The organism is Streptomyces sp. NBC_01750 (assembly GCF_035918095.1).
GTDB lineage: Bacteria > Actinomycetota > Actinomycetes > Streptomycetales > Streptomycetaceae > Streptomyces.
This window is the reverse complement of the sequence record NZ_CP109137.1, coordinates 7353908-7377833: the sequence shown is the minus strand read 5'-3', so window position 1 is coordinate 7377833 and position 23926 is coordinate 7353908. Positions and strand designations below refer to the sequence as shown.

General features: G+C 69.0%; 17 protein-coding genes. 6 read left to right on the top strand and 11 right to left on the bottom strand.

The window, feature by feature from the left end:
• Positions 1-72: 72 nt before the first annotated feature.
• From OG966_RS33315 to OG966_RS33290, 6 genes are all read right to left on the bottom strand, one after another.
• Complete coding sequence (locus tag OG966_RS33315) at positions 73-1779, bottom strand: PHP domain-containing protein (protein WP_326653752.1); 1707 nt, start codon at positions 1777-1779, stop codon at positions 73-75.
• A gap of 47 nt (positions 1780-1826) precedes the next feature.
• Positions 1827-3728, bottom strand: a complete 1902-nt coding sequence (locus OG966_RS33310; RefSeq protein WP_326653751.1) for a LamG-like jellyroll fold domain-containing protein — start codon at positions 3726-3728, stop codon at positions 1827-1829.
• 348 nt (positions 3729-4076) lie between these two features.
• Positions 4077-5441 carry a PP2C family protein-serine/threonine phosphatase gene (locus OG966_RS33305; RefSeq protein ID WP_326653750.1) on the bottom strand — a complete coding sequence of 455 codons (1365 nt, stop codon included), beginning with the start codon at positions 5439-5441 and terminating at the stop codon, positions 4077-4079.
• Between the two features lie 225 nt (positions 5442-5666).
• Positions 5667-6041, bottom strand: a complete 375-nt coding sequence (locus tag OG966_RS33300) for a hypothetical protein (protein WP_326653749.1) — start codon at positions 6039-6041, stop codon at positions 5667-5669.
• A 72-nt stretch (positions 6042-6113) separates the two neighbouring features.
• Positions 6114-6530, bottom strand: coding sequence for a (2Fe-2S) ferredoxin domain-containing protein (locus OG966_RS33295; protein WP_326653748.1), 417 nt, complete (start codon positions 6528-6530; stop codon positions 6114-6116).
• Positions 6531-6828: 298 nt separating this feature from the next.
• The gene (locus tag OG966_RS33290) at positions 6829-7866 is read right to left on the bottom strand and encodes a bile acid:sodium symporter family protein (protein WP_326653747.1); all 1038 of its coding nucleotides are present in this window, start codon (positions 7864-7866) and stop codon (positions 6829-6831) included.
• A gap of 124 nt (positions 7867-7990) precedes the next feature.
• Here OG966_RS33290 and OG966_RS33285 point away from each other — a divergent pair, with 124 nt between their 5' ends.
• From OG966_RS33285 to OG966_RS33260, 6 genes are all read left to right on the top strand, one after another.
• The gene (locus OG966_RS33285; RefSeq protein WP_326653746.1) at positions 7991-8866 is read left to right on the top strand and encodes a LysR substrate-binding domain-containing protein; all 876 of its coding nucleotides are present in this window, start codon (positions 7991-7993) and stop codon (positions 8864-8866) included.
• A gap of 155 nt (positions 8867-9021) precedes the next feature.
• Positions 9022-10071 carry an MFS transporter gene (locus tag OG966_RS33280; RefSeq protein WP_442806777.1) on the top strand — a complete coding sequence of 350 codons (1050 nt, stop codon included), beginning with the start codon at positions 9022-9024 and terminating at the stop codon, positions 10069-10071.
• A 230-nt stretch (positions 10072-10301) separates the two neighbouring features.
• Positions 10302-12101 (top strand): AMP-dependent synthetase/ligase, encoded by a 1800-nt coding sequence (locus OG966_RS33275; RefSeq protein ID WP_326653744.1) that lies wholly within the window; start codon positions 10302-10304, stop codon positions 12099-12101.
• 484 nt (positions 12102-12585) lie between these two features.
• On the top strand, positions 12586-13413 hold the full coding sequence (locus tag OG966_RS33270) for an FAD binding domain-containing protein (RefSeq protein WP_326653743.1): 828 nt from the start codon (positions 12586-12588) through the stop codon (positions 13411-13413).
• Positions 13410-16136 (top strand): molybdopterin-dependent oxidoreductase, encoded by a 2727-nt coding sequence (locus OG966_RS33265; RefSeq protein ID WP_326653741.1) that lies wholly within the window; start codon positions 13410-13412, stop codon positions 16134-16136. Before OG966_RS33270 ends, OG966_RS33265 begins: the two co-directional genes overlap by 4 nt.
• The gene (locus tag OG966_RS33260; protein WP_326655583.1) at positions 16133-16468 is read left to right on the top strand and encodes a hypothetical protein; all 336 of its coding nucleotides are present in this window, start codon (positions 16133-16135) and stop codon (positions 16466-16468) included. Before OG966_RS33265 ends, OG966_RS33260 begins: the two co-directional genes overlap by 4 nt.
• A 276-nt stretch (positions 16469-16744) precedes the next feature.
• Here OG966_RS33260 and OG966_RS33250 read toward each other — a convergent pair whose 3' ends face one another.
• The 5 genes from OG966_RS33250 to OG966_RS33230 are packed head-to-tail and all read right to left on the bottom strand — an operon-like array spanning position 16745 to position 23918.
• Positions 16745-16972: a hypothetical protein gene (locus OG966_RS33250; RefSeq protein WP_326653740.1), complete on the bottom strand. Its 228-nt coding sequence runs from the start codon at positions 16970-16972 to the stop codon at positions 16745-16747.
• A gap of 43 nt (positions 16973-17015) precedes the next feature.
• Positions 17016-18083: a chitinase gene (locus tag OG966_RS33245; protein WP_442806776.1), complete on the bottom strand. Its 1068-nt coding sequence runs from the start codon at positions 18081-18083 to the stop codon at positions 17016-17018.
• Positions 18080-19807, bottom strand: a complete 1728-nt coding sequence (locus OG966_RS33240; RefSeq protein WP_326653738.1) for a carbohydrate-binding protein — start codon at positions 19805-19807, stop codon at positions 18080-18082. Before OG966_RS33240 ends, OG966_RS33245 begins: the two co-directional genes overlap by 4 nt.
• A complete protein-coding gene (locus OG966_RS33235; RefSeq protein ID WP_326653737.1) occupies positions 19804-21981 on the bottom strand; it encodes a discoidin domain-containing protein in 2178 nt (725 codons plus the stop codon). Before OG966_RS33235 ends, OG966_RS33240 begins: the two co-directional genes overlap by 4 nt.
• The gene (locus tag OG966_RS33230) at positions 21978-23918 is read right to left on the bottom strand and encodes a glycosyl hydrolase family 28 protein (RefSeq protein WP_326653736.1); all 1941 of its coding nucleotides are present in this window, start codon (positions 23916-23918) and stop codon (positions 21978-21980) included. Before OG966_RS33230 ends, OG966_RS33235 begins: the two co-directional genes overlap by 4 nt.
• Positions 23919-23926 lie beyond the last annotated feature (8 nt).

The window sequence follows — 23926 nt, the reverse complement described above, 5'->3', positions numbered from 1 at the left end:
CCCCCGCCGCACGGGATACGCACCCGGCCGGCCGGGAGCCCCCCAGCGCCGGCCGGGTCCTTCCGTGACAGCTCAGTGCACGACGTCCACGAAGACCGGGTTGGTGTAGCACCAGGTGTCCAGCCACGGGTCGCCGTTGCCGGGCTCGTGCGGGACGGGCCCGTGCGGGTCGATCGCCGCGCCCAGGAAGCCGGGACCGTTGCGCTTGCCGTCGCTGCCGCGCAGCCGCAGGTAGAAGGACTCCTCGGCCTTCCCCACCGGAATGCGCAGCGTGTAGCGGCCGGTGCGGCCATCGACATCGGCGGTGTGGACGACACGGGTGTCCGGTGCGCGCCATTCGTCGCGGTCGGCGACCGGGCCGCGTACGGCGCCACGGATCACGTCGAGGTGTGCCAGGCGCGGCACCTCACCGTGGTGGTTGGGGCGGGACGCGGTGGTGACGGTGACATTCAGGACGATCTTCTCGCCGCGGCGCACGCGCAGCCGTCCGCCGAGAGTGACGCCTCGCCCGCCGCCGTGCTCCCTGTCGACCCGTACGTCGATGCCGTCGATGAGCTGTCCGTGGTCGACCCAGACGCGGCCGGCCCTGAGGCCCGCCATCACGTGCCGGTAGCCGTAGCGGGTCACACCGACATGCGTACGGCTGAACTGGCCGGGCCAGAAGTCGCCGCCGGGCTGCGGCTCCGCGGTGTTGACGGGGTCGGGCAGCCGGCCGGTGTTGTCGAAGTTCCGGCCGGGCAGCCAGTCGCCGTTCTTCCAGGTGTCGTACGCGACGCGGTGCACGTCCGAATTGGTGGTGATGGAGAACAGCCGACCCTCGGCGAGCATCGCGTCCCACAGGCCGCCGACGGTCGCGGTCGCCCAGTCGAAGCCGCCGTACGTCACATAGGCCGCGGCCGGGTAGCCGGGCCAGGAGTTCTCCGAAGGCTTGTTGACGTACTCGCCACGGATGCTGTCCGGTCCTGCCCAGCCGGGGAACGCGCCTGCCTGGGCGCCTGGCGCGCCCTCCATGCCGATCATGATGCCGGGGGCCGCGTCCCGCCAGGCACGCATTTCGTGGGGAGAGTCGATGCCGAGGCGCAGCGGGTGGTTGGCGAGGACCAGCACGTCGTCGACGTATCCGCAACGGCGCTGCTGGTCGAGCCATTGGAGCGCCTTGACGGCGTGGGCCTCGTTGCGCGGGGTGTCGGGGTGGTGGGGTCCGCCCGCGGTGTAGCCGAGGAGTTTGCCGTCGTAGGCCTGCTCGAAGCGGGTGAGCAGCTCGACCTCGTGGCGTCCGGGCGGCGAGAAGACCGTGCAGTGCTCGGCACCGGGGATGTACCACTCCAGGCCCTGGAAGATCAGCATGCGCTTGTTGTCGGCGCGGGCCTTGAGGATCTCGCCGTGCTCGGCCTCGGCGCCACCGGCCCGGGCGTGGCCGATGTTGCTGTGCTCGGTGAGGACCATCCAGTCCAGGCCGTACCGCGATGCGGCGCCGGCCAGCTGGGAGAAGGTGTACTTCGCGTCATGGCTGTAGACCGAGTGCACATGGTGGTCGCCGACAAGGTAGACGAGGTTGGGGTCGCCGAAGGCCGGGGTGTGCGCCTCGGCCGCGGTGGGCGCGAACGGGGCGGTGCCGGAGAGGGCGGTGCCGGAGAGGGCGGTGCCACCCGCGAAGGCGGCGCCGAACAGGCCCGCGCTGCGGAGCAGTCCGCGCCGCGAGAGTCCCTGCGGGTCGAGCGAGCCCGCCGGTACGCCGGGGTCCGCCCAGCGCGGCAGGGGCTGTACCGGTCTCGGCATGCTGTCTTCTCCTTGAGGCATGGTGCTGTCGGGACGGTGGCAGCGGGTCAGGCGTTCATGAAGTCGCGTACGGCCAGCGGGCGTTCGACGATCCTGATGTCGCCGAGCCAGCCGTGCATCAGCTGGTCGAGGGTGCCGCCGTACTCATAGGCGCCCAGCAGCCAGGGCAGGCCGAGGGTGACGAGTCCTGTGGTGCGGGTGGCGGGATTGCGGGCGACCTGACAGCCGTCGACGTACATCGTCGTGTGCTTTGCGTCGTTGACGACGGCGACATGCCACCACCTGTCACGCTCCAGCTCATGGCTCCAGTTGGTGATCAGGCCGGGCTGGTCGAGCGGGGCGGCGGCCCACTGGAGGCCGGGTCCGTCGGAGAGGGAGAGGGTGGCGACGGGTTCTTCCGGGTCGCCCCCGGTCTTGCCGGCGGAGCCGAGCGTGCCACGGCGGCTGAGGACCGACCCCCAGGCGTGGCGTCCGGCGTCCCAGTCGGCGGGGAGCTTGAGGAAGGCCTCGATGGTGTAGCCGGAACGGAAGGTCTTGGCATTGAGCAGGGCGTCCTTGGCCGTACGCAGATACGCGCCGTGCAGCGGTGGCTTGCCGCCGTCGAAGTACAGGCTGCCGTGTCCGGGCTGGTCGGGGTGGTGGCTGTCGGACCAGCGCAGGGCGTCGGCCGGGGAGCCGGGGACGGGCTCCCGCGTGAGGTCGTTGCGGTGCCCGGACAGGTCGGGCACCCGGAGGGTGGCGTCGGCCGGCGAGCCGTCCTGGTGCGAGCCGTCGAAGCGCCAGTACGCAACGGTGCCGGGGACGAGCATCCTGGCGGCGGGGCGGGGGCCGCGCGCGGGGACGGGCGCGAAGCCCGCGAAGCGCTTCCCGAAGTCGATGGGGACGGAGAAGAGGTCTTCGGGGCCGGTCAGTTCGATCTCCCGGCGTTCCAGGTCGTTGAGGTCCTCGCCCGCACGGCCCAGGATCCACGGGGAGATCGTCTCGACGTCGATGGTGTTCCTGGCGAGGTCGAAGCGGTACAGACGGATCATCGCGCTGCCGCCGTAGTAGCGGTTCTGGTAGTTCGTGATGTGCAGATGTACGTCGCGGCCCGCGTTGTTCTTACGGGTGGTGCGGGCGGCGGGCCAGTAGTGGCCGTTGAGCGTGAGGAATATCTGGTCGTGGCCGGCTATCAGCTCCTCCCAGAGGTGCTTGCCGTGCGGGGAGAAGTCAGCCTCGTCGCCGTACTGGTCCGCGTACACGAGCTCGTGCGTGGTGAGGATGACCGGCGTACTCGGATGCTTGGCAATGACGTCCTCGGCCCAGGCGAGACCGGCTGCCGACGGTCGCCAGTCGAGCGCGAGCACCAGCCATTCGCGGCCGGCGGCGCGGAAGAGGTGGTACGTGTTGTAGCCGTCCGCGGTGGCCCCGCCGAAGGTCGGCAGCCGGCGCAGCCGCTGCGGGCCGAAGGCGTCCAGGTAGGGCGTGCGGCCGCGCCGGTCGTCGGTCGAGGACGTGACGTCGTGGTTGCCGGCGACGACGCTGTAGCCGATACGCCGCCGGTCCAAGAGCTCGAAGGCCTCGCTCAGCGGCCCGAATTCGCCCGGCTGACCGTTCTCGGTGAGATCGCCCAGATGGGACAGGAAGACGATGTTCTCGTCGCGCCCGTGATCGAGGATATAGCGCAACGAGGCCTTGACGGGCGCGGTCCGGATGCTCGCGCCGTCGAAGAGGTACTGGGTGTCCGGCATGACGACGAGCGTGAATCTGGGGCTATCGGGGTCCGGGCGCCAACTGGCAACGTTGTCACGGGTCTTCTGGTGGGGAAACGCCGCGGCGGGCGAGGCGGCGCCCGCGAGTCCCGTGGCGGCGGCCGCGGTGGCGGCGCCCGCGAGTCCGGTGGCACGCAGAAACGTACGACGGCCGGCGGCGAGGAACGGGCCGGCGGGCCGGTGGAGCGGACTGCACATGGACTTCTCCGCGGGACGATCGTCGGGGGGACCGAGTGCACGGTAGCGGGGAGTGTCGGGCGGGGCGGGGCAGAGTTGGCGACTACTGAACGAAGAATCAGTGAATGCGGGTGGCTGGATTCGGTCGGCCGGGCCGGGCGGCCCCGCCGGGGCCGTAACGGGCAACGTTCGTGACGGGCGCGCCACTCGGGTCCCGTTCCGGATCAGCGCGTGGCCGTCGGGCTGTGCTCCTGCAGGCCTGCCGGGAGCCGCTCCCGTACCCCCGGCGGTGAGCCGGCATGCCGCTGATCCGGCGTCAGGAACCGGTCGACCTTCTGCTCAGGCGGCGCGCGGCGCGGCTTCCCGACCTCAGTCGGCGGTGGCGGTAGCCGCCACGGGACGGGCATGGGGCGGAGGGATGCGGACGGCGATGAGTGCCACATCGTCGTCGCTCGCCTGTGCGAGGCCGGCGAGCAGCTCGTCGCAGAAGGACTCCAGGGGTTCCTGAGCGAGGGCGGCCGCGTGCTGGCGCAGCCGGGCGCCGCCGCGGTCGAGGTTCTCGTTGCGCCGTTCGATGAGGCCATCGGTATAGAACAGGAGGGTGGAATCCCACGGCAGGACCTCGGTGGCGTCAGGACGCAGTTGGGTGGACTCCACTCCCAGCAGAATGCTGCGGCCATCGGTCAGGAACCGCGTGTCGCCTTTCGCGGTGATCAACAGTGGAGCGGGATGTCCGGCGACGGCGTAATGCACCCTCCACTGCTGATGCGGGCCAGGCTTCTCGACCAGTGCGTAGATGCAGGTCAGCGTCTGGTGCGGGTAGAGAATGTTGATCGCCGCGTCCAGCCGGCCCAGGATCTTGCCCGGCGGCTCCTTGCGGTCGCAGGCGATGCCTCGCAGCATATTGCGCATGTGGCTCATGGTGACGGTGGCCTGCAGGTCGTGGCCTGCGACGTCTCCGATGATGAAGGCCATGGCACCGCCGGGCAGCACGAACGCGTCGTACCAGTCCCCGCCGACCTGGGAGACGGCCAGGGCGGGCTGGTAGCGGGCGGCCATCTCGAGGGGGCCGTGCGCGGGCAGATCGGGCAGCAGGGAGCGCTGGATGCGCTCGCCCGTGTGCTGGACCTCGGAGTGCAGACGTGCGTTCTCGACGGCGAGCGCGACGCGGTGTGCGAGGTCCTCCGCCAGCGGAAGACTGTCCTCGTCCAGAGCGCCGGTACTCGCTGTGCGTGCCAGGGTCAGGACGCCCAGCACCTGGCGGCGGGCTCGCAGCGGCGCGATCACCACCGTGCCGGCTCCCAGGTGATCGAACAGTTCCAGCTCCCTGGCGTGCAGAGGATCGGCCGCGCTGTCGGGTGCGGGGAAGGCCGTGACGAGCAGTGGTCCGGCGCCCCGCAGCGCGCGGGCCACCGCGGCAGCCGAGTTCTCGGACACGGGTGGCAGCTCACCCTCGTACAGGCCCGGTGACAGCAGATCCGGCTCACGGTGCTCGACCACCTGTCGGCGCAGGCGGCCGTCATCGTCGAGCAGATCCACCGCGCACCAGTCCGCGAGACCCGGCACCAGCGTGCGGCACAGGCGTCGCAGACCTTCGTCGATGTCGAGGGTGCCGGCCAGCGCCTCGGAGGCGTTGGTCAGCAGCGTCAGCCGGTCCAGGGCATTCTGCACTGCCCGGTCCACCTCATGGATGTCCTCGGTCGGCTGGTCATGGCCCGGGGACCTCGAATCCATGCGCCTGCACCTCTTCCGCGTCTGCCGTCCGCCGCCGTGAAACGCAACCCCGTCGCGCGACCGGGGGCCTGACTCCATGCTGCCGCCCAGTCGGGCACACGACCGGTGGCGACATCCCGACCGCCCGGGCTCGACGCCCACTCACCGACCGGACAGGGGTCCGGGCGCGGAAGCGTCGCCGGATATCAGTGGGCGTACGGCACGGTGCAGTCGAGGGCGAGCCGCTCAGTGGTCGGAATAGCTGAAGTCCCCTACGGTCCAGGCACTCACGTCCTTGATGGCGATGCGGTACATCCCGCCGGTCTCGGGGATTCCGAGACTGCCCTGGAGAATCCTCGCGACATGAAAGTGCAGATATGAGGGGTGGTCGCGCTGACCGCCGGAGGCACCCGCTACGGCGGTCATGAAGATGGTGGAAAACGGGCCGAGCCGGTCCGAGTCCTTGAGGACCTCAGCCACCCGCTCCCTCCAAATGGCCTCAGGAGCCAGCCGTCCGGTGATGACAGCCCCGGGGACAACCACGGTGAGGGACATCTGATTGGTGTGCTCCGACTCCACCGCGGCGGCGATGTCAACAAGCAGATCATCAGGCTTCGACATGAGTACCGACTCTACTCCGCAGCCGGCCGCGGGAAGCGGCCGAACCCCCGGCCCACGGTGCGAGTCGAGCCACTACGGCGCATTGCGGGCGCGGCGGCGGGTCTGTGCCGGGGCCGGGATCGTCTGGAGTTCGAGGGTGGCCGGGAGTTCCGCGAGGCCGGGGCCGCCCGCGCGTACCCAGGCCAGGATGTCGTCCGTGCAGTCGTCGTCCAGCGCCCAGCCGATCCAGGCCGCGCGAGCTCCTCGGCGGCGGCCCTCCGTGGAAGGCTGGACCACGATCACATTCGCCTGACCGCAGGGGCCGAGGCAGTCGGTCGTACGGACCGCGAGCCGACCGTCGGAGGCTGCGGCCGCCTCCCGCAGCCTGGCCAACTGGCCCTCGTGGTCGGTACCGGGATGCTTCCGGGCATCACCGCAGCAGCACCCACGGCAGACGACCAGGGTGCAGGGGCGGGCGCCGTAAGGGCGTATCGCGTACGTCGTCGTCACTCGGCGATCTTGCCAGTCGCAGGGCGCGGCGGGGTCCGCGATCGGCCTCGGCAGCGCGAGGAATTGGTCACGTTCGGCGGTCGTCAGCGCCGCGAGCAGTGCGTTGTTGGCGCGATCTGCGACGGTCTCGCGGCGCCGGGCTTACGGCGTCCGGCGGAGATGGCGTTCGCGTACGGATACGGAAACGGAAACGGATACGCCGAACTTGCCGTGCTCCACGAGTCGATGACCTCTCGCATCCCGGACCATGCCGCACGGGCCCACGAACGCGACCGGGATTCCCGGCCCCCCGGCCCCCTCAGCCGCGTACCCCCGCCTTTTCCGGCTGCGCCACCGGCGCCTCGCCCGGCGCCGCCGCGCCCACTCGCCCATCCCGCGCCCGCCGCTTGGCCAGCACCGCGCAGACCATCAGCTGCATCTGATGGAACAGCATCAGCGGCAGCACCGCCAGGCCCGCATGGGCGCCGAACAGCACACTCGCCATCGGCAGCCCAGCCGCCAGGCTCTTCTTCGACCCCGCGAACTGGATCGCGATCCGGTCCTCACGGACGAAGCCGAGCCGCTTCGACCCGTACCACGTCAGCGCCAGCATCGCCGCGAGCAGCAGCGCCTCGACGAGCAGCAGCGCGCCGAGGCGGCCGGGTGTCACCTGGTGCCAGACGCCCGCGACCATGCCCTCGCTGAAGGCCGTGTAGACCACCAGCAGGATCGACCCACGGTCGACATACCCGAGCGCCTGCTTGTGACGCGTCAGGAACCCGCCGATCCACCTCCGCAGCAACTGCCCCGCGAGGAACGGCACCAGCAGCTGCAGCACGATCCTCAGCAGCGAGTCCGCCGAGAAGCCGCCCGCGCTGCCGCCCAGCAACAGCGCCGCCAGCAGCGGCGTCATGAAAATGCCGGCGAGGCTGGAGAAGGACCCCGCGCACATCGCCGCCGGAACATTGCCGCGGGCGATGGAGGTGAAGGCGATCGACGACTGGATCGTCGACGGCACCAGGCAGAGGAACAGCAGGCCGCTGTAGAGCTGCGGTGGCAGCACCAGCGGTTCGAGGCCCTTCGCGGCGAGGCCCAGCAGCGGGAAGAGGAGGAATGTCGAGGCCAGCACCGTCAGGTGGAGCCGCCAGTGCTTGAGTCCGTCGAGCGCCTCGCGCGTTGACAGCCGCGCCCCGTACAGGAAGAAGAGCAGGGCCACGGCACCGGTCGAGGCCCCGCCGGCCACGCCGGCCGCCGGCCCCGACGCCGGAAGCAGTGCCGCGAGAACGACCGTCCCGAGCAGCGCCAGGATGTACGGATCCGGCAGCCAGGACGGCAACTGCAACGTGCGGCGGCTCATGTGCTCCACTTGCTCTCGGTTCAGGACGTGCCCGCACCATGGTCCTCCCGATCCGGACGATCGGGAATCCCGTACACCACTCTGACAGTCATCACGTATCGCGATAGCGCGCTAGCCTCGAGGTATGTACGACCCGGCCCAGCTCCGTACCTTCCTGGCGGTGGCCCAGACACTGAGCTTCACCCAGGCCGCCCACCGGCTCGGTCTGCGGCAGTCGACGGTCAGCCAGCATGTGCGCCGCCTGGAGGACGCGACCGGGCGCCGGCTGTTCAGCCGGGACACCCACAGCGTGGAGCTCACCGAGGACGGCGAGGCAATGCTCGGCTTCGCCCGCACGATCCTTCAGGCGCACGAGCGCGCGTCCGCGTTCTTCGCGGGCACCCGGCTGCGCGGACGGCTCCGCTTCGGGGCCTCCGAGGACTTCGTACTGACCCGGCTCCCCGAGATCCTGGAATCCTTCCGCCGCGATCACCCCGAGGTCGATCTGGAGCTCACGGTGGAGCTGTCGGGGACCCTGCACGAGCGCCTGGAGGCGGGCCGGCTCGATCTGGTGCTCGCCAAGCGCCGGGCGGGTGACACCCACGGCAAGCTGGTCTGGCAGGACACCCTGACCTGGATCGGCGCGCCTCGGCTGCGGCTGGATCCGGACCGTCCGGTGCCGCTGATCGTCTTCCCGCCTCCGGGCATCACACGCGCCCGGGCACTGGAGGTCCTGGAGCTCCACGGCCGTCCCTGGCGTATCGCGTGCACGAGTACCAGCCTGAGCGGTCTGATCGCCGCCGCGCAGGCCGGGCTCGGCGTGATGGCCCACACCCGCGGGCTGATCCCGCCCGGCCTGGTCCCTGTCCCGGCCCGCGCGGGACTGCCCGAGCTGGGCGATGTGGACTTCGTCCTGCTGCACGGCCACCGCGCGGGCGGGGGCCGCGGGGCTCAGGAGGCGGCGGACGCTCTGGCGACGTCGATTCTCGCGGGCGGCGACCGGCTGTACCGTCCGGCCTGACCGCGCCGCCGGGCGCCGCCCCGTCAGCCGCACGTCGGTCGCGCACATCGTTCGCCGAGGCGCGGCGTACGAGGGGCGGGACCGGTCCATGGGGCTCGGGGTGTGGGGCGCGGTTGAGCGGGGCGGCCGCTGCGGTTGGGCCCGTCCTCGGCGGGGTGCTCACCCAGAGCCTGGACTGGCGGTGGATCTTCTTCATCAATCTGCCGGTGAGCGTGGTGGCGATCTGGCTGACGCTCCGGGCGATACGGCCCTCCGAGCGGAGCGCGCGGCGCCTCGACTGGGCGGGCACGGCGGCCTTCGCGCTGTTCGCCGCGGCGACGACATACGCGGTGGTGCGGGCCGGCGAGGAGGGCTGGGCGTCGGCGCGGACCGTTGCGACGTTTGCCGTGGCGGCTGTCGGGCTTGCCGCCTTCATCGCGGTGGAGCGCCGCGTAGCCGATCCGCTGATCGATCTGTCGCTGTTCGGGCGGCCCTCGTTCATGGCCGTGATGGCGGCGGGTCTGGCGTACAACGCGGCCGCCTTCGGGGTCATGCCGTACATCTCGATCTGGCTGCAGACGGTGCTCGGCATGAGCCCGGTCCGGGCCGGTCTCGCGCTGCTGCCGCTCGCCGCCACGGCGTTCGTGGTGGCCGCGGCGTCCGGCCGGCTGTTGCACGGCACCCCGCACCGGTGGGTGATCGGCGGCGGGCTGCTGCTCATCGGCGGCGGCACGCTGGCGCAGGCCGTGCTGGACGCGGACTCGGGCTGGGCCGCCCTGACGGCCGGGCTCGCCGTGTCGGGCGTCGGCGTGGGCCTGGTCTCGCCCGGACTCGCGGGCGCGGCGCTCGCCTCCGTACCGCGGCAGAACGCCGGCATGGCGGGCGGCGCGGTCAATACCTTCCGGCAGCTCGGCTTCGCGTTCGGCGTCGCGATCTTCGGTACGATCGCCGCCGCCCGGATGACCCGGTCGCTGGACGCAGCCGGCGTCGACGGGGCCGCGGACGCGGCGCACACGCTCGCGGGCGGCGGCGCCGGCGCACTGCGCGGCACGGCGACGGGTGAGGTGCTGCGCGCGGCCTTCGCCTCGGGGCTGAACACCGCGGCGGCCGCCGCGGGGATCGCCGGGCTGCTGGCAGGCATCGCGGTGCTGGTGTGGGTGCGGGCATCCACCGCTCCGGCGGGTCTGGTCCAGACCAATACGCCGGTACCCGTAGAGCGCAGGTGAGCGCACCGTACAGATTCGGTGGAGATTCGGGCGCGGGCATCTGACTCCGAGGTCAGAACCGCGCCCGGGCCTTCCCTGTTGTGGCTGGATATCTGTGGCTGACCTGTGGTGATGCCATTCGTCCACACTTCCACGAGGCTCTCCCGCCCGGCGGCGGCGTGGGGTAGCGTCACGGCGCTGTGCGGAGCGCCACAAGGAGCAGGCCATTGCGCGAGTTCACTGTCCCACCCATGGCCGCGGCGCCTCAGGTCGGCGGGCTGGCGGATGCGGTCTTCGACCATGCCCTGGACGACCCGGACCGGGTCGCTCTCGGCCGCAAGGACGATGCCGGCCAATGGCAGGACGTCACCTCCGCCGAGTTCCGTGACGAGGTGCTGGCGCTGTCCAAGGGGCTGCTCGCGCACGGAGTGCGGTTCGGGGACCGCGTCGCGCTGATGTGCCGTACGCGCTACGAGTGGACGCTCTTCGACTTCGCGCTGTGGACGGTCGGCGCCCATTCCGTGCCGGTCTACCCCACCTCCTCCGCCGAGCAGGTCTTCTGGATGCTGCACGACTCCGGGGTCTCGGCGTGCATGGTGGAGCACGAGGACCATGCCATGACCATCGGCTCGGTGATAGACCGGCTGCCGCAGCTGAAGCGGCTGTGGCAGCTGGACGTCGGCGCGGTGGCCGAACTGGTCCAGGCGGGCGCACACATCGATGACGAGGTGGTGCACCGGCACCGGCGGGCGGTGACCCCCGACTCCACTGCCACCATCATCTACACCTCGGGCACCACCGGCCGTCCCAAGGGCTGCGTGCTCACCCACTCCAACTTCATGTTCGAGACCGACACCGTGATGGCCCGCTGGGAGCCGGTCTTCCACTCCCGGCCGGGCGACGAGGCCTCCACACTGCTCTTCCTCCCCCTCTCCCACGTCTTCGGGCGGATGGTCGAGGTCGCGGCCCTCCGCGGCCGGGTCAAACTCGGCCATCAGCCGGTGATGCAGGCGAGCGCGCTCATTCCCGACCTGGCGGCGTTCCGGCCGACATTCATCCTGGCCGTGCCGTACATCTTCGAGAAGGTCTTCAACGCGGCGCGCCGCAAGGCCGAGGCCGACGGCAAGTCGGGCCCCTTCGACAAGGCCGTCGAGGTGGCGGTGAGGTACGCGGAAGCCATGGAGCACCGGGCCTTCGGAGTCGGTCCCGGGCCCTCCGCCGGGCTGCGGCTGCAGCACCAGTTCTTCGAGAAGGTCGTGTACGGGAAGGTCCGCGACGCGATGGGCGGCCGTGTACGGCACGCGATGTCCGGCGGCTCGGGCATGGACCGGCGGCTCGGCCTCTTCTTCGAGGGCGCGGGCGTCACTGTCTTCGAGGGATACGGACTCACCGAGTCGACCGCCGCGGCGACGGCCAACCCGCCCGAGCGCGCCCGGTACGGCACCGTCGGCCAGCCGGTCCCCGGCACCACCGTGCATATCGCGGAGGATGGCGAGGTGTGGCTGCACGGCGCCCATGTCTTCTCCGGGTATCTCGGCGACCCGAAGTCCACCGACGCCGTCCTGCACGACGGCTGGCTGGCCACCGGGGACCTCGGAGCGCTCGACGAGGACGGCTATCTCACGATCACCGGGCGGAAGAAGGAGATCCTGGTGACCTCGGGCGGCAAGAGCGTCTCGCCCGCGGGCCTGGAGGAGCGGGTACGCAACCATCCGCTGGTGTCGCAGTGCATAGTCGTCGGCAATGACCGGCCGTACATCGCGGCACTGGTCACCGTCGACCAGGAGGCCGTCGACCACTGGCTGGCGATGCAGGGCAAGCCGCCGCTCCCGGCGGCCGAGCTGGTGCGGAACCCGGAACTGGAGATGGAGATCCGGCGGGCCGTGGTGGCCGCCAACACCCTGGTGTCCAAGGCCGAATCGATACGTACGTTCCGGATCCTGGCGCATCCCTTCAGCGAGGAGCACGGGCTGCTCACCCCTTCGCTGAAGCTCAAACGGAAGGCGATCGAGGCGGCGTACGCGGTCGAGGTGGACGCGCTCTACCGCTGACGCGATGCCCCGGCTCACCCCGCGTTCCAGGCCGTCCGGCGACCAGCACCCCATCAACGCGAGTACAGGCGCAGCCCGGTCCCGTATTCGGTATCGCGAAACATGGCCACGAGCCGGACTCACGACTTCACGCCGAAGCCCTGACTTGGCGAGGCCGGCCCGTTCCGCGATATACTTGCCAGGAATCTTTGCGCCCGCCGGTCCTTCCTCGAGCAGTTCGACCGCAGCGGCCTGTTGAATTCCGTCGCTGCGAATTCTGTCGCTCGAGGTTGTGCCGCTCCCAGCGCGTATCGTGACCCGTCGATATTCGGCGAGTGCACCGAGCCGAATGTCCGCGATCTCAAAGCATGTTCGCGCCCTGCCCGTAATAACAGGATCGGGGAGATCCGGCGTCGACACGAACGCGAGCGACGCCACTCGCTGATTGATCGAGTGCGGTAGACGGTCCGTCGCACGATTGTCGTCGTGAGGGAGATCATTTCCCATGGATCTCAACACCATCACGGAAGTCATCCGGCGACCGCCGGACCGGCCAGGCGCGGACTGGCGCGAAGGCGACGCCTGGCTCGCGGGCGGAACGTGGCTGTTTTCTGCGGAGCAACCAGATCTGCGCCGCCTGATCGACCTGACAGCGTTGCGGTGGGATCCCCTCGTCCCGAGCGACGCGGGCCTCCAAATCGGCGCTACGTGCACCATCCGTGACCTGTGTGCCTTTGCGTTGCCGGCTGATTGGATCGCCGGCACCCTTTTCGCGAAAAGCTGCGAGGCGTTCCTGTCATCGTTCAAAGTCTGGAACGCGGCGACCGTCGGTGGCAATATCTGTATGTCTTTGCCTGCCGGCCCAATGATCACGCTGACGATCGCAATCGAGGCGCAGTACGAACTGTGGGCCCCTGACGGGTCCGTGCGCATCGTCGACGCCCTCGACTTCGTGACCGGCAACAATCAGAACATTCTTGCTCCCGGGGAAATCCTGCGGCGCATCGAGGTTCCGGCGCACGCCCTGAGAAAACGCACCGCGCACCGCCGCTACACGCTGACCCGCCTCGGCCGTTCGACGGTATTCCTCATCGGTACTCAAACGCCAGGACTGAGCGACCTGTTGCTCACCGTCACAGCCGGCACTACACGGCCTCTGCGCATTGCTTTCGACACCATGCCCGATGCCCGGACTCTGCAGGAGAGCATCGACGTCATCCCCGCCGATGTCTGGTTCGCAGATCCCAATGGGACCCCCGATCACCGCCGCCACCTGACAAAGTACTTCGCCGAAGAGATTCGCCGCGACCTGGTGGCTGGGGGCCCGGCATGACCTACATCGTGAACGGCAAAAGCTTCGACGAAGAACCGGACCCCGGCCAGTGCCTGCGCACGTTCCTCCGCTCACTCGGCCACTATGGCGTCAAAAAGGGGTGCGACGCAGGCGATTGCGGCGCATGCACGGTGTGGTTGGACGGCAGACCGGTACACAGCTGCATCACCCCCGCGTTCCGCGCAGACGGTCGTAAGGTGACGACGATCGAGGGTCTCGGATCACCCGGCAACCTGCATCCCATGCAGCGGCAGTTCCGCGACGCCCCGGGGTTCCAATGCAGTTTCTGCACCGCAGGGATGATCATGACGTCGGCAATGTTCACCGAGGCCCAGAAAGAGGACTTGCCGCGGGCGCTGAAGGGCAACCTCTGCCGCTGCACCGGCTATCGAGGGATCGAGGATGCCGTGAAGGGCGTCGTCGGCATCGAGACAGCCGCGCCGGGAAAGGCTGTCGGGACGAGCGTCAGTGCGCCGGCGGCCAACGACGTGGTAACCGGTCGCGCCGAGTTCACCATGGACACCCACATCGAAGGCATGCTGCATCTCAAGGTGCTGCACGCGCCACACGCGCACGCCCGGATCGTCTCGATCGACAAGACCGCCGCACTCGCGGTTCCCGGCGTGCACCGGGTCTACACCTGGAACGACGTGCCACGCAGGCGTTTTACTACGGCGATCCACAACGACCATCTTGTCGATCCGGACGACACCTTCATCCTCGACGACACGGTGCGCTTCGTCGGCCAACGCGTCGTTGCGGTCCTGGCCGACACGGCCGGGGCGGCAGAAGAGGGGTGCCGGAGGGTTGTCGTCGAATACGAGGTGATGCCGGCGGTATTCGACCCCGAAGAGGCAATGGCCGAGGGGGCGCCACAGCTGCACGGCACGGACGATCCATTCGCCCGTGATCCCGTCCACAACATCCTGCTCGAGATCCATTCGCACATCGGCGATGTCGACGCAGGGTTCGCCGATGCAGACGTGATCCACGAAGGCACGTACTCCTCACCGCGAGTGCAACACGCGCATCTCGAGACCCACGGCTCGATTGCCTGGATGGAGAACGGGCGTCTGAACGTCCGCACCAGTTCTCAGTCGCCGTCGATCGCCAAGGTCAAGCTCGCACACCTTTTCGCGCTGCGCCCGGACCAGCTCCGCGTGTTCTGCAAACGTGTTGGCGGCGGCTTCGGCGGCAAACAGGAAGTGATCTCGGAGGATCTGGTCGCGCTCGCCACCCTGGACACCGGGCGACCTGTCTGCTTCGAGTACACCCGCGAGGAGGAGTTCACCACGGCTTCGCCACGGCATCCGATGACGTTGACGGTCAAGCTCGGCGCGAAGGCAGACGGAACGCTCACGGCGTTCCAGGTCCGCAATGTGTCGAACACGGGCGCCTACGGCAACCACGGCGGCGAAACGCTGTACGCAGGCGGCGCTGCCGTCATGATCTACCGCTGCCCCAACAAGAAGTACGACGCGTTCTCCGTCTATACGAACACCGTTCCCAGCGGGGCGCTGCGCGGTTACGGGATGACGCAACCGGCGTTCGCCGTGGAATCGGCGATGCACGAGCTGGCACTCGCCTTGCACATCGATCCGCTCGAACTGCGACGACGCAATATCGTGCGACCGGGCGATCCGCTCGTCGCCATGCACGACGGCCCCGACGACGTGCTGTGGACCGAGGACGGACTCGCGAAGTGCATCGATCTGGTGGATGACGCCATGGCCCGTACAGCCGATGAGCCGCCCCCCGGCCCCGAGTGGCTCGTCGGAGCCGGCGTCGCGAGTTCACTGCACGAGACCGCACCCCCGACCGAACACATCTCGGAGGCCTGGGTCACGCTTGGCGACGACCTCATCTACGAGGTGGCCGTCGGAACAGTCGAATTCGGCGAGGGCACCTCGACCGCCCATGTCCAGATCGCCGCCAACCAGCTGGGCACGACGCCGTCGCGGATTCGACTGGTGCAATCCGACACCGACCGCACGGGGTTCGACACCGGCGCCTTTGCGAGTGCAGGCCTTTTCGTCTCGGGTAACGCGGTACTTCGAGCGGCCAACGCCGTGCGTGACCGCATCCTCGAATTCGCCGCCGCTTACACGGGCGTCCATCTCGTGATGTGCTCGATGGACGACGAGGGCGTCGTCTGCGGCGACCAGCGCGTGTCGTTGGCCGAAATCGTCGCATCGGCCCGAGCGCGCGGCATTCGATTCACCGCCGCCCGCAAGGGCTACGGCTCACCGCGAAGCGTCGTCTCCAATACGCAGGGGTTCCGAATCGCCGTCCATCGGGTGACGGGTGAGATCCGTATCCTCTACAGCGTCCAGGCGACCGACGCTGCCGTAGTCATCAACCCCGCGCAAGTCCGGGGACAGGTAGAAGGCGGTGTCGCCCAGGGCATCGGCTTCACGCTGACCGAGAATTACCAGGTCGACGCGAACGGTGTCATGGTCAACCCGAACCTCCGCAACTATCGCATCCCCACCTACGCAGATGTCCCCCGCACCGACGTGCTCCTGGTGAGCTCGGCGGATTCCGTTGGGCCCATGCGGTCGAAGGGGATGGCGGAATGCTGTATCAACCCGGTGGCCCCCGCGTTGGCGAATGCGCTCCACGACGCCACGGGCGTCCGCTACCGGGCGCTGCCTCTGACTCCGGAAAGGATTTACAGCCGACTCAACCGAAAACCGGTCGGCGCCGACGGGTTGAGCACATGACCACCACCGAAGAGCGCGAAGACGCCGCGGCAACGGCAATCATCGGACGGAAGGTTCTGCCCGGGCTGGAGCGGGAGTACGAAACGTGGCAGGAGGACGTCAACGCCGCTGCCGCCGACTACGCCGGGTACCTCGGCGCCGAGATCTCCCCGCCGACACCCCGGCAACCCGACTGGGTCGTCGTGTACCGGTTCGACTCGATAGCCCATCTGCAAGTGTGGATCAACAGCGCAACCAGCAGAGGTTTCTCGATGTGGGGAGCAAGTATTTTGACGGCCCCGCAACCCAGCAGGTTGTCAGCGGCGGCACGCAATCAACGGATCCGCTGGTGACCGTTGTGGTCACCCACCGAGTCCACCCGAACCACGTCGACGACTTTCTCGACTGGCAGCGCCGCATGAGCCATGAGTGGTGGCCGTTGTCGAGGTCGTCGAGGAGCCCGGGGTGGGTCGGCTGCCAGCCCGGCAGTTCACGGGTCAGCGTGTTCGAGGCCGGCGTGTCGCGTACAGCCCCGAACCCCGACGAGCAGCGGCCTCTGACCTCGCCGCGATGTCTGCCCGGCGCAGGGCATGAGTCCCGCGCCGGGCAGCCGCCTCCCGAAGGGCCGGCTAGCCGATCGTCACCCGGAAGACGGTGACCAGGGCGGTGGAGCCGTCGGGCAGCCAGGAGGTGCCCCACGGGATCGTCCAGCCGTTGGAGATGGTTGTGATGGCGGTCGGCGCGCCCGCCGCGCCGGCGTCCTTCGGCTCACCTGCGTTGGCCGGCTGGACGAGACCGGCGACGAGCGCCGCCGCGCCCGCCACCGCCGCCGTGCTGACTGAGGGCCTGCGTCGCATGTGTTCCTCCGTGGGGGGTTGGGGGGGTGCTGTTGTGCGGGGGTCAGCCGCCGTACTGGGCCACGATCTTGGTGTAGGCGTAAGGGGACTGGGAGACGCCGCTGCAGGCGTCCGCGTCGCCGCCGGAGCCGCAGCTGCGGTCGCGGTTGACCGACCAGAAGGCATAACGCGCGATGTGGTGCTGCTTGGCGTAGTTGAGGATCGTCTTGAAGTCGCCCTGGGTGACGGTCTCGCCGGCCTCATCGGTCCTGCCGTTCATCGACGAGACGCCGATGTGCTGGTAAGCGACGGAGTCGCCGTAGCCGTAGGCGCTGGCGACGGAGTCGCCGTAGCCGTAGGCGCTCTTGACCGAGTTCTTGAGGCCTTCCAGGGCGCCGACCGAAGCCTGGCCCATGGTGCCGCTGTGCCCGCCGAAGTCGAAGGGCATGACCACCCAGGCGTCGGCGGCCAGACCCGCATTGGCCCCGCGCTTGATCAGGTCCTTGCCGGTGGCGTCCGGGCCGTTGGGGGTGGTGCCCATGGTGATATAGGTGACGATGCCCGGGTTCTTCTGCTCGACGATCTTCAGCGCGTCGACCACCCGCTGCCGGACGGTCGCGTTGCCGAACTCGGTGTTCTCGATGTCGATGTCGAAGGCCTTGAGCTTGTAGGCGTCGATCACCTTCTGGTAGGCGCCGGCAAGCGCCGAGGCACTGGAGCACTTCTCGCCGAGCTTCGCGCCGCTCCAGCCGCCGACGGAGACGACGATGTCGCCGCCTGCGGCGCGGATGGACTTGATGGCCGACTCGTCGGAGCCGCCCTTGAGGGCGCGGCTGCCGTCCCACTTCGGGTTGCAGCCGCCGTCGGAGAGGATGAAGGCGAGCGTGAACCACTTCACGCCGGTGGCGGCCATGACGTCGGTGGGCTTCTGGGGACTGCCCCAGCCGAGGTATTCGTACGGGGCCGCGGCCATCGCGCCCGGTGCCTTGGGGGCCGCTGTCGCGTCGGGCGCTTCCGGGGCCGCGCCGGCGGCCGGGAGGGCCGCGAGCAGCGGTGAGCAGAGCAGCCCGAAGAGCCCCGCGCCGAGCGCGGACTTACGGAGCGGTGTGGTGGGGGGTCGCACGGTTGTCATCCCCTGTCGAGGTAGTCGAGATTGGGTGCGCCGTTGGCCGTCGTGGCGGTGACGCGTACGGTGTTCGAACCCGCCTTGAGCGGGACGGTGAGGGTGGCGTCGGCCCAGGTGGTCCAGGAGCCGGTGCCGTTGAAGGCGCGGCCGGCCGAGACGACAGCGCCGTTGACGGCGACGTCCATCGGGCGTCCCGCGGCGGTGCCGTTGGCGTACCTGATCGCGATCGAGGTGTCTTCGGCGGTCGCCGATTCGACCGTCCACTCCACGTACGCCCCGGCCGCATTCGGCGTGTTCACGAATCCGCTGCCGCTGAAGCCGCCGTGATCGCTGTCGACGGTCGACCCCGCGCTGTACGAGGCGTTCTCGGCCTCGTACCGCACAGCGGTGCTCGATTGCGGGGTGGCCCGGATCAGCCGGGTCTCCCCCGGCCGCAGCGTCGCGCTGTAGGAGCCGCTCACCACTGGGCCGCTCCCGCCCGACCAGAGGTCGGTGACGGCGGCGGCTCCGGGGAAGCCGACCTGCGACCAGTTCACGCTGACGGTCTGGTTGCCCGACGTCCCGGTGTTGAAGAGGGCGACGATGTAGTCGCCGACTGCCTCCCGCTTGCTCCAGACCTGCTGGGAACCGGAGTTGACGATCCGTCTGGCCGCGACGCCGTCCTGGTCGACCGCAATCAGCCGGTCGTTCGTCAGCATCGCCTTGTCGGTGGCGGTGAGCGCGGTGAGGTCGGTTCCGAGCAGCAGCGGGGACGCGGCCATCGCCCACAGGGTCATCTGCGAGCGCCGCTGGTCCGCGTTGAGCCCGACCTGGTCGCCGTTGCCTATCTCCAGCGAGTCGAGGTCGTTCCAGCCGCCGGGTCCCGCGTACTGCTGCCAGCTCGCGGCGGAGTTGAAGCGAGTGGCCACCTTGTCCCAGGTGGTGAGCGGGAAGCCGCTGCCGTTGGGCCCGGGACCGCAGTAGCACTCGACGTCGCCCTGGGTGCGCCAGCTGTTGGCGAGCTGTCGCCAGGTGGGTGCGTCGGCGATGGCGAGGTTGTTGGAGAGGGCGTAGTTGATGGAACGGCCGGAGGCGCGCAATGCCTTGTCCCAGGCGCGGACGTCGGGGATGTCATGGCTGCCCACGCCGTCGATCTTGAGGTAGTCGACTCCCCAGGAAGCGAACTGGCGGGCCCATGAATTCACGAATTCCTGGGAGCCTGGCTTGCTGTAGTCGATGTAGTACATGTTCTTGCAGTTGTAGTTCTTCTCCTGCTTGGACGTGTCGGCGATGTCCTTGGCGTGGTACGAGGTCCCTTCGATCGGCGTGTTCCTGGTGACGGCGTTCTTGGCGATGCCGGGGGTGACGTAGAAGCCGAACTTCAGCCCCTTGGAGTGGATGAAGTCGGCCAGGGCCTTGATGCCGGAGGGGAATTTCGCCTCGTCGACGGCCCAGCGCCCGTACTGGTCGACCGTGAAGCCGCCTGCGTCGCACTTCTGGTAGAAGTCGTCGAGGTTGATGTAGACGTAGCCGTGGTCCTGGAGACCGCTGCTGACCAGGGCGTCGGCCTGGGCCTTCAGTTTGGCCTCGGTGGGCTGACGGCGTACGAAGCTCCAGCTGGACCAGCCCATGGCGGGCCGCAGGGAGAGACCGTTGTCGGATGCGGCGGCGGGTGACGGGACCGCGGTCGGTCCGGCCGCCGCGAGGAGCAGCGCGAGCGCCGCGAGGAGGATGGTTCTCGGACGACTCATGGCGCCTCCACATCGAGGTGGTCGAGGTTGGGTGCGCCGTTCGCGGTGGTGGCGGTGACGCGTACGGAGTTGGCTCCGGCGGTCAGCGGGACGGTGAGGGTCGAATCGGCCCAGGTGGTCCAGGCGCCCGTGCCGTTGAAGGCCCGGTTCGCGGAGACGACCGTGCCGTTCACGGCGACGTCCATCGGGCGTCCCGCGGTGGAGCCGTTGGCGTGGCGGATCGCGATCGACGCGGTGTGTGCCGTCGCCGATTCGACCGTCCACTCCACAAAGGCGCCGACCGCGTTGGGTGTGTTGACGAAGCCGGTTCCGGTGTAGCCGGTGTGATCCGAGTCGACCGTCGAGCCCGCGGAGCGGGTCGCGTCCTCGGCCTCGTAGCGGTTCGGGGTCGGAGTGGTGCCGCCACCGGCGGCGTAAGTACTTCCGATCCATGCCTCGTCGATCCGCAGCCGCTTGAAGCGAGCCGAATCGCTCGATGCCGCATGGGTGTTGACGACTTCGAGCCGGACATGGCGGGTGGATGTCGCGGGAATGTCGATGACGGCGACGCCGCGCCGGCTGGGCAGGGTTCCGGTCTTCACCGGGCTCCCCCAGTTGGTGCGGTCGCTGCTGACATACACCCGGTAGTCCCTGATCCGCGCGGACTGTTCGGTGCTGGAGCGTACGTAACTCACCGAGTCCTCACGCTGGTTGACGCCGAGGTACTGCACCCGCTTCGCCGCGCCGAGGTCGAAGCTCAGCGAGACGGGGGTGGTCTTGTCGCTGTCCCAGTAGGTGCGGTAGTCGCCGTCCGCCGCGGCTGCGGCGCCGTGCCCACTCACCGATGCGCCCGCGCTCATCGTGTACGAGGAGGCGGGGATGATCCCTTCGCGGCCGCCGGTGGTGACCTTGAGGACGGTGTCGTACGCGTCCCAGCCGCCGAGCCCGGTGAGGCTGAGCGTGCCGCCGCTCTGGCTGTACGCGATGGGCGCGCCGGTACGGAGGTTGGTCACCCCGGTCACCCGGTAGCCGTTGTCCCGCAGCCGCAGGGTCGAGGAGGTCGGCGGGGTCAGGACATGGATGTAATGCCTGTCGGGGTCGGTCCTGCTGACGGTGGTGACGCCGTGCGCGCCGTCGTTCCAGAACCCGGGCGCGAGGCCGCCGTACATGTACCCGCCGCCCTCGGTGCCGTGCACCGATTCACCGATGGCGTCGAGATAGCCCTTGGCGAAGGTGTTGAACGCGACCTGGTTGGCGGGGAGTTTGCCGTTGACCATGGCGGTCTCGGCCATCAGCGCCTTCACCGACGATCCGGCGTTGGTGATGAGCCGGCCGAGAGTGAGTTTGCGGTCGACCGCCGGATCGGAGCCGGTGTACCACCAGGAGCCGGTGGAGGGGAGCTTGAAGTCGGCCTCGGTGAGCCGTGGCGCCGCGGTGTAGACGGCCTGCGGGTAGTCGTAGGACGGGCTCATCCCGGTCTTCTGCTCATTGCTGATCATGTCCATGATCGTCGTGTCTTCGTTGTTGTTGCTGATCGTGTAGCCCGGGCGTTTCTGGTACACCTGCGCGTAGAGGTTGTGGCTCTCCCAGTACGCGTTGTCGTTGTCGATCCAGAAGCCGCCGAGCTCGGGATAGCGGTCCATGACCTCGAAGAAGTTGTCGTAGCTGAACTCCCCGAAGCCGTCCCGGCCGGTCAGATCGACGGACTTGCCCTTGTATTTCGAGTACGCCGCCGAGTCGAGCCACTCATGGCCGCCCTCGTTGTGCCACTGCGGGTCGTCGGTCATGTACAGGATCGTCTTGAGGCCCTTGGCCTTGGCAGCGGTGATCAGCTCGCCGAGGAAATCCCGCTTGGTGCTGCAGCTTCCGGGGATCTTGGACGGCCAGGGGCGGGCGTAGCCGAGGCGGCTGTGGAAGGTGGCGAGCACCAGATACTGGGTGTGCAGCTTCTGCGCTTCCTGGACCCAGTAGTCAGGTGTCCAGCCGCCGCCCGTGACATCGGTCTCCCACTGGCTGCAGCTGTTGTGTGACGGGGCGGTCCGCTGGCCCCAGTGCAGGAAGAGTCCGCCGACGGAAGAGCGCAGGAAGTCCTGGCGCGGGTGTTGGAGATCGGCGCTGGCGGGTCCCGGCAGGGTGAGCGCGCCGAGCAGCAGCGCGCCCACCAGCACCAGCCGCGCCCAGAGGCGTCCGGTCATGCCGGGCCGTCCAGATAGTCGATGTTGGGTGCGCCGTTGGCGCTGGTGGCGGTGGCGCGGACGGTGTTGGTGCCCGCCTTGAGCGCGACGGGCAGGGTGAGAGTGCGCCAGGTGGTCCAGGCGCCGGTGCCTGAGAAGGGCGATGCGGCCGCGACGGTGACGCCGTTGACGGAGATGTCCATCGGGCGGGCGGTGGTGGTGCCGTTGGCGTAGGCGAGGGCGAGATCGGTGGTGCCCGCCGTGGTGGCGTTCACCGTCCACTCCACATATGGGCCTGCCGCGTTGGGTGTGTTGACGAAGCCTGTGCCGCTGTAGCCGGTGTGGTCGGAGTCGACACTCGACCCCGCGGAGTACGTGGCGTTCTCGGCCTCGTAGCGGGCGGTGGGCGCGGGGCCGCCGCCGTCGCAGTTCTGGCTGGAGCCGGTCTGGCTCACGCGCAGCGCACCGCCGCCGGTGTTGGCGCCGCCCACGACGCAGTAGCCGTTGACCGTCTGGAACAGCAGGTCGGATGGGCTGCTGCTGCCGCGCTGGGCGGTGAAGCGGTCGAAGCGGATGCCGGTGCTGCTGTTGGCGATGACGGCGGGACGGCCGTCGTTGGAGGCGAACCGCACCTCGCTGTCGGTGAAGCGGATGTTGTCGGCGTTACGGATGTACCAGCCGTAGGCCGGGCGGGTACCGATGGCCTTGGGGTTGTAGTCCTTCGGGTCGTTGCTCGGCGGCTCGGCGGACATGGTGCCGCTGCCGCCGGGCACGGTGATGTCGACGTCGCTGAAGGTGATGTCGTGGATACGGCCGCTGCCGGACTCGCCCCACAGGGTCGGCGAGAAGGACGGCGTGGTGCCTGTCGCCCTGATGTTCGTGTACGTGACGTTGCTGATGGAGCCGACGCCGGGGTTGTTCCCGCACCGTCTTCTCGTACCGACCTTCTGCAGGATCGGCGAGCGGACATCGGTCATGGTGATGTCCTTGTAGTGGACGTCGGATATCTTCGCGCCGTCCATGGAGACCAGGCCGAGGCCGGACTTGTCGGACCCCTTGATGGTGATCCGCTCGAAGTTGTAGTCGGTGAAGTCGCCGCAGGTCTCGGAGCCGAACATCAGCGCGTTGCAGCAGCCGGCGGAAAGATAGGAGTCGGTGACGGTGACATGCCCGTTGTTGAGCTTGGCGCCGAGCGCGTAGTCGCTCTTGAAGGCGAGCGCGTCGTCGTTGGCCTCGATTTGGGCATTGGTGATCTCGACGTTGGTGGTGGAGATGACGTTCCAGCCGTCGCGGTCCATCGCCGTGTCGATGGTGAGGCGGTCGGAGACGACGTTGTCGCAGTGGTTGAGGAGCGCCGCGAAGTGGCCGCCTTCGCGCAGCGTGATCCCGCTGAGGGTGAGGTTCTTGCAACGGGTCAGCGAGATGATCTTGTCGGCTTCGCCGGACTTCGGGTTGCCGGTGATCAGCGCGCCGTCGCCGTCGATGACGCCGGAGCCGGTGAAGCCGATGTTGGTGAGGTTGTCGCCGTAGATCATGGCGTTGTGGAAGTGGCTGTGGCCGTAGTCCTGGTAGTCGTCCCACTGGTTGGACTCGGGCGGGTCATAGGTGTCGGCGGCGTTGCCGCTGATCGTCGACCCGGCGTCCAGCTGCAGGGTGACATTGCTCTTCATCCTGATGGTGTTCTTCGACTCGTACGTCCCCGGGGGGAATCGGACGACTCCGCCACCTGCCGTGTTGGCGGCGGTGATGGCCTTGTTGATGGCCGACGTGTCGTTGGTGGAGCCGTTGCCGACCGCGCCGTAGTCACGGACGTCGAACTCGGCCGCGGCGGGTGCGGGTGCCGCCGCGACCGCGGGCTGCGGCGTTTCGGGTTGGGCTCCCGCCGGTGGCTGGGCGATACCCAGGGCGACCGCGAAGCCCAGTAAGGCGGTGGCGGCGGTTCTCCGTAAGCTCTTCATGGTCGTCC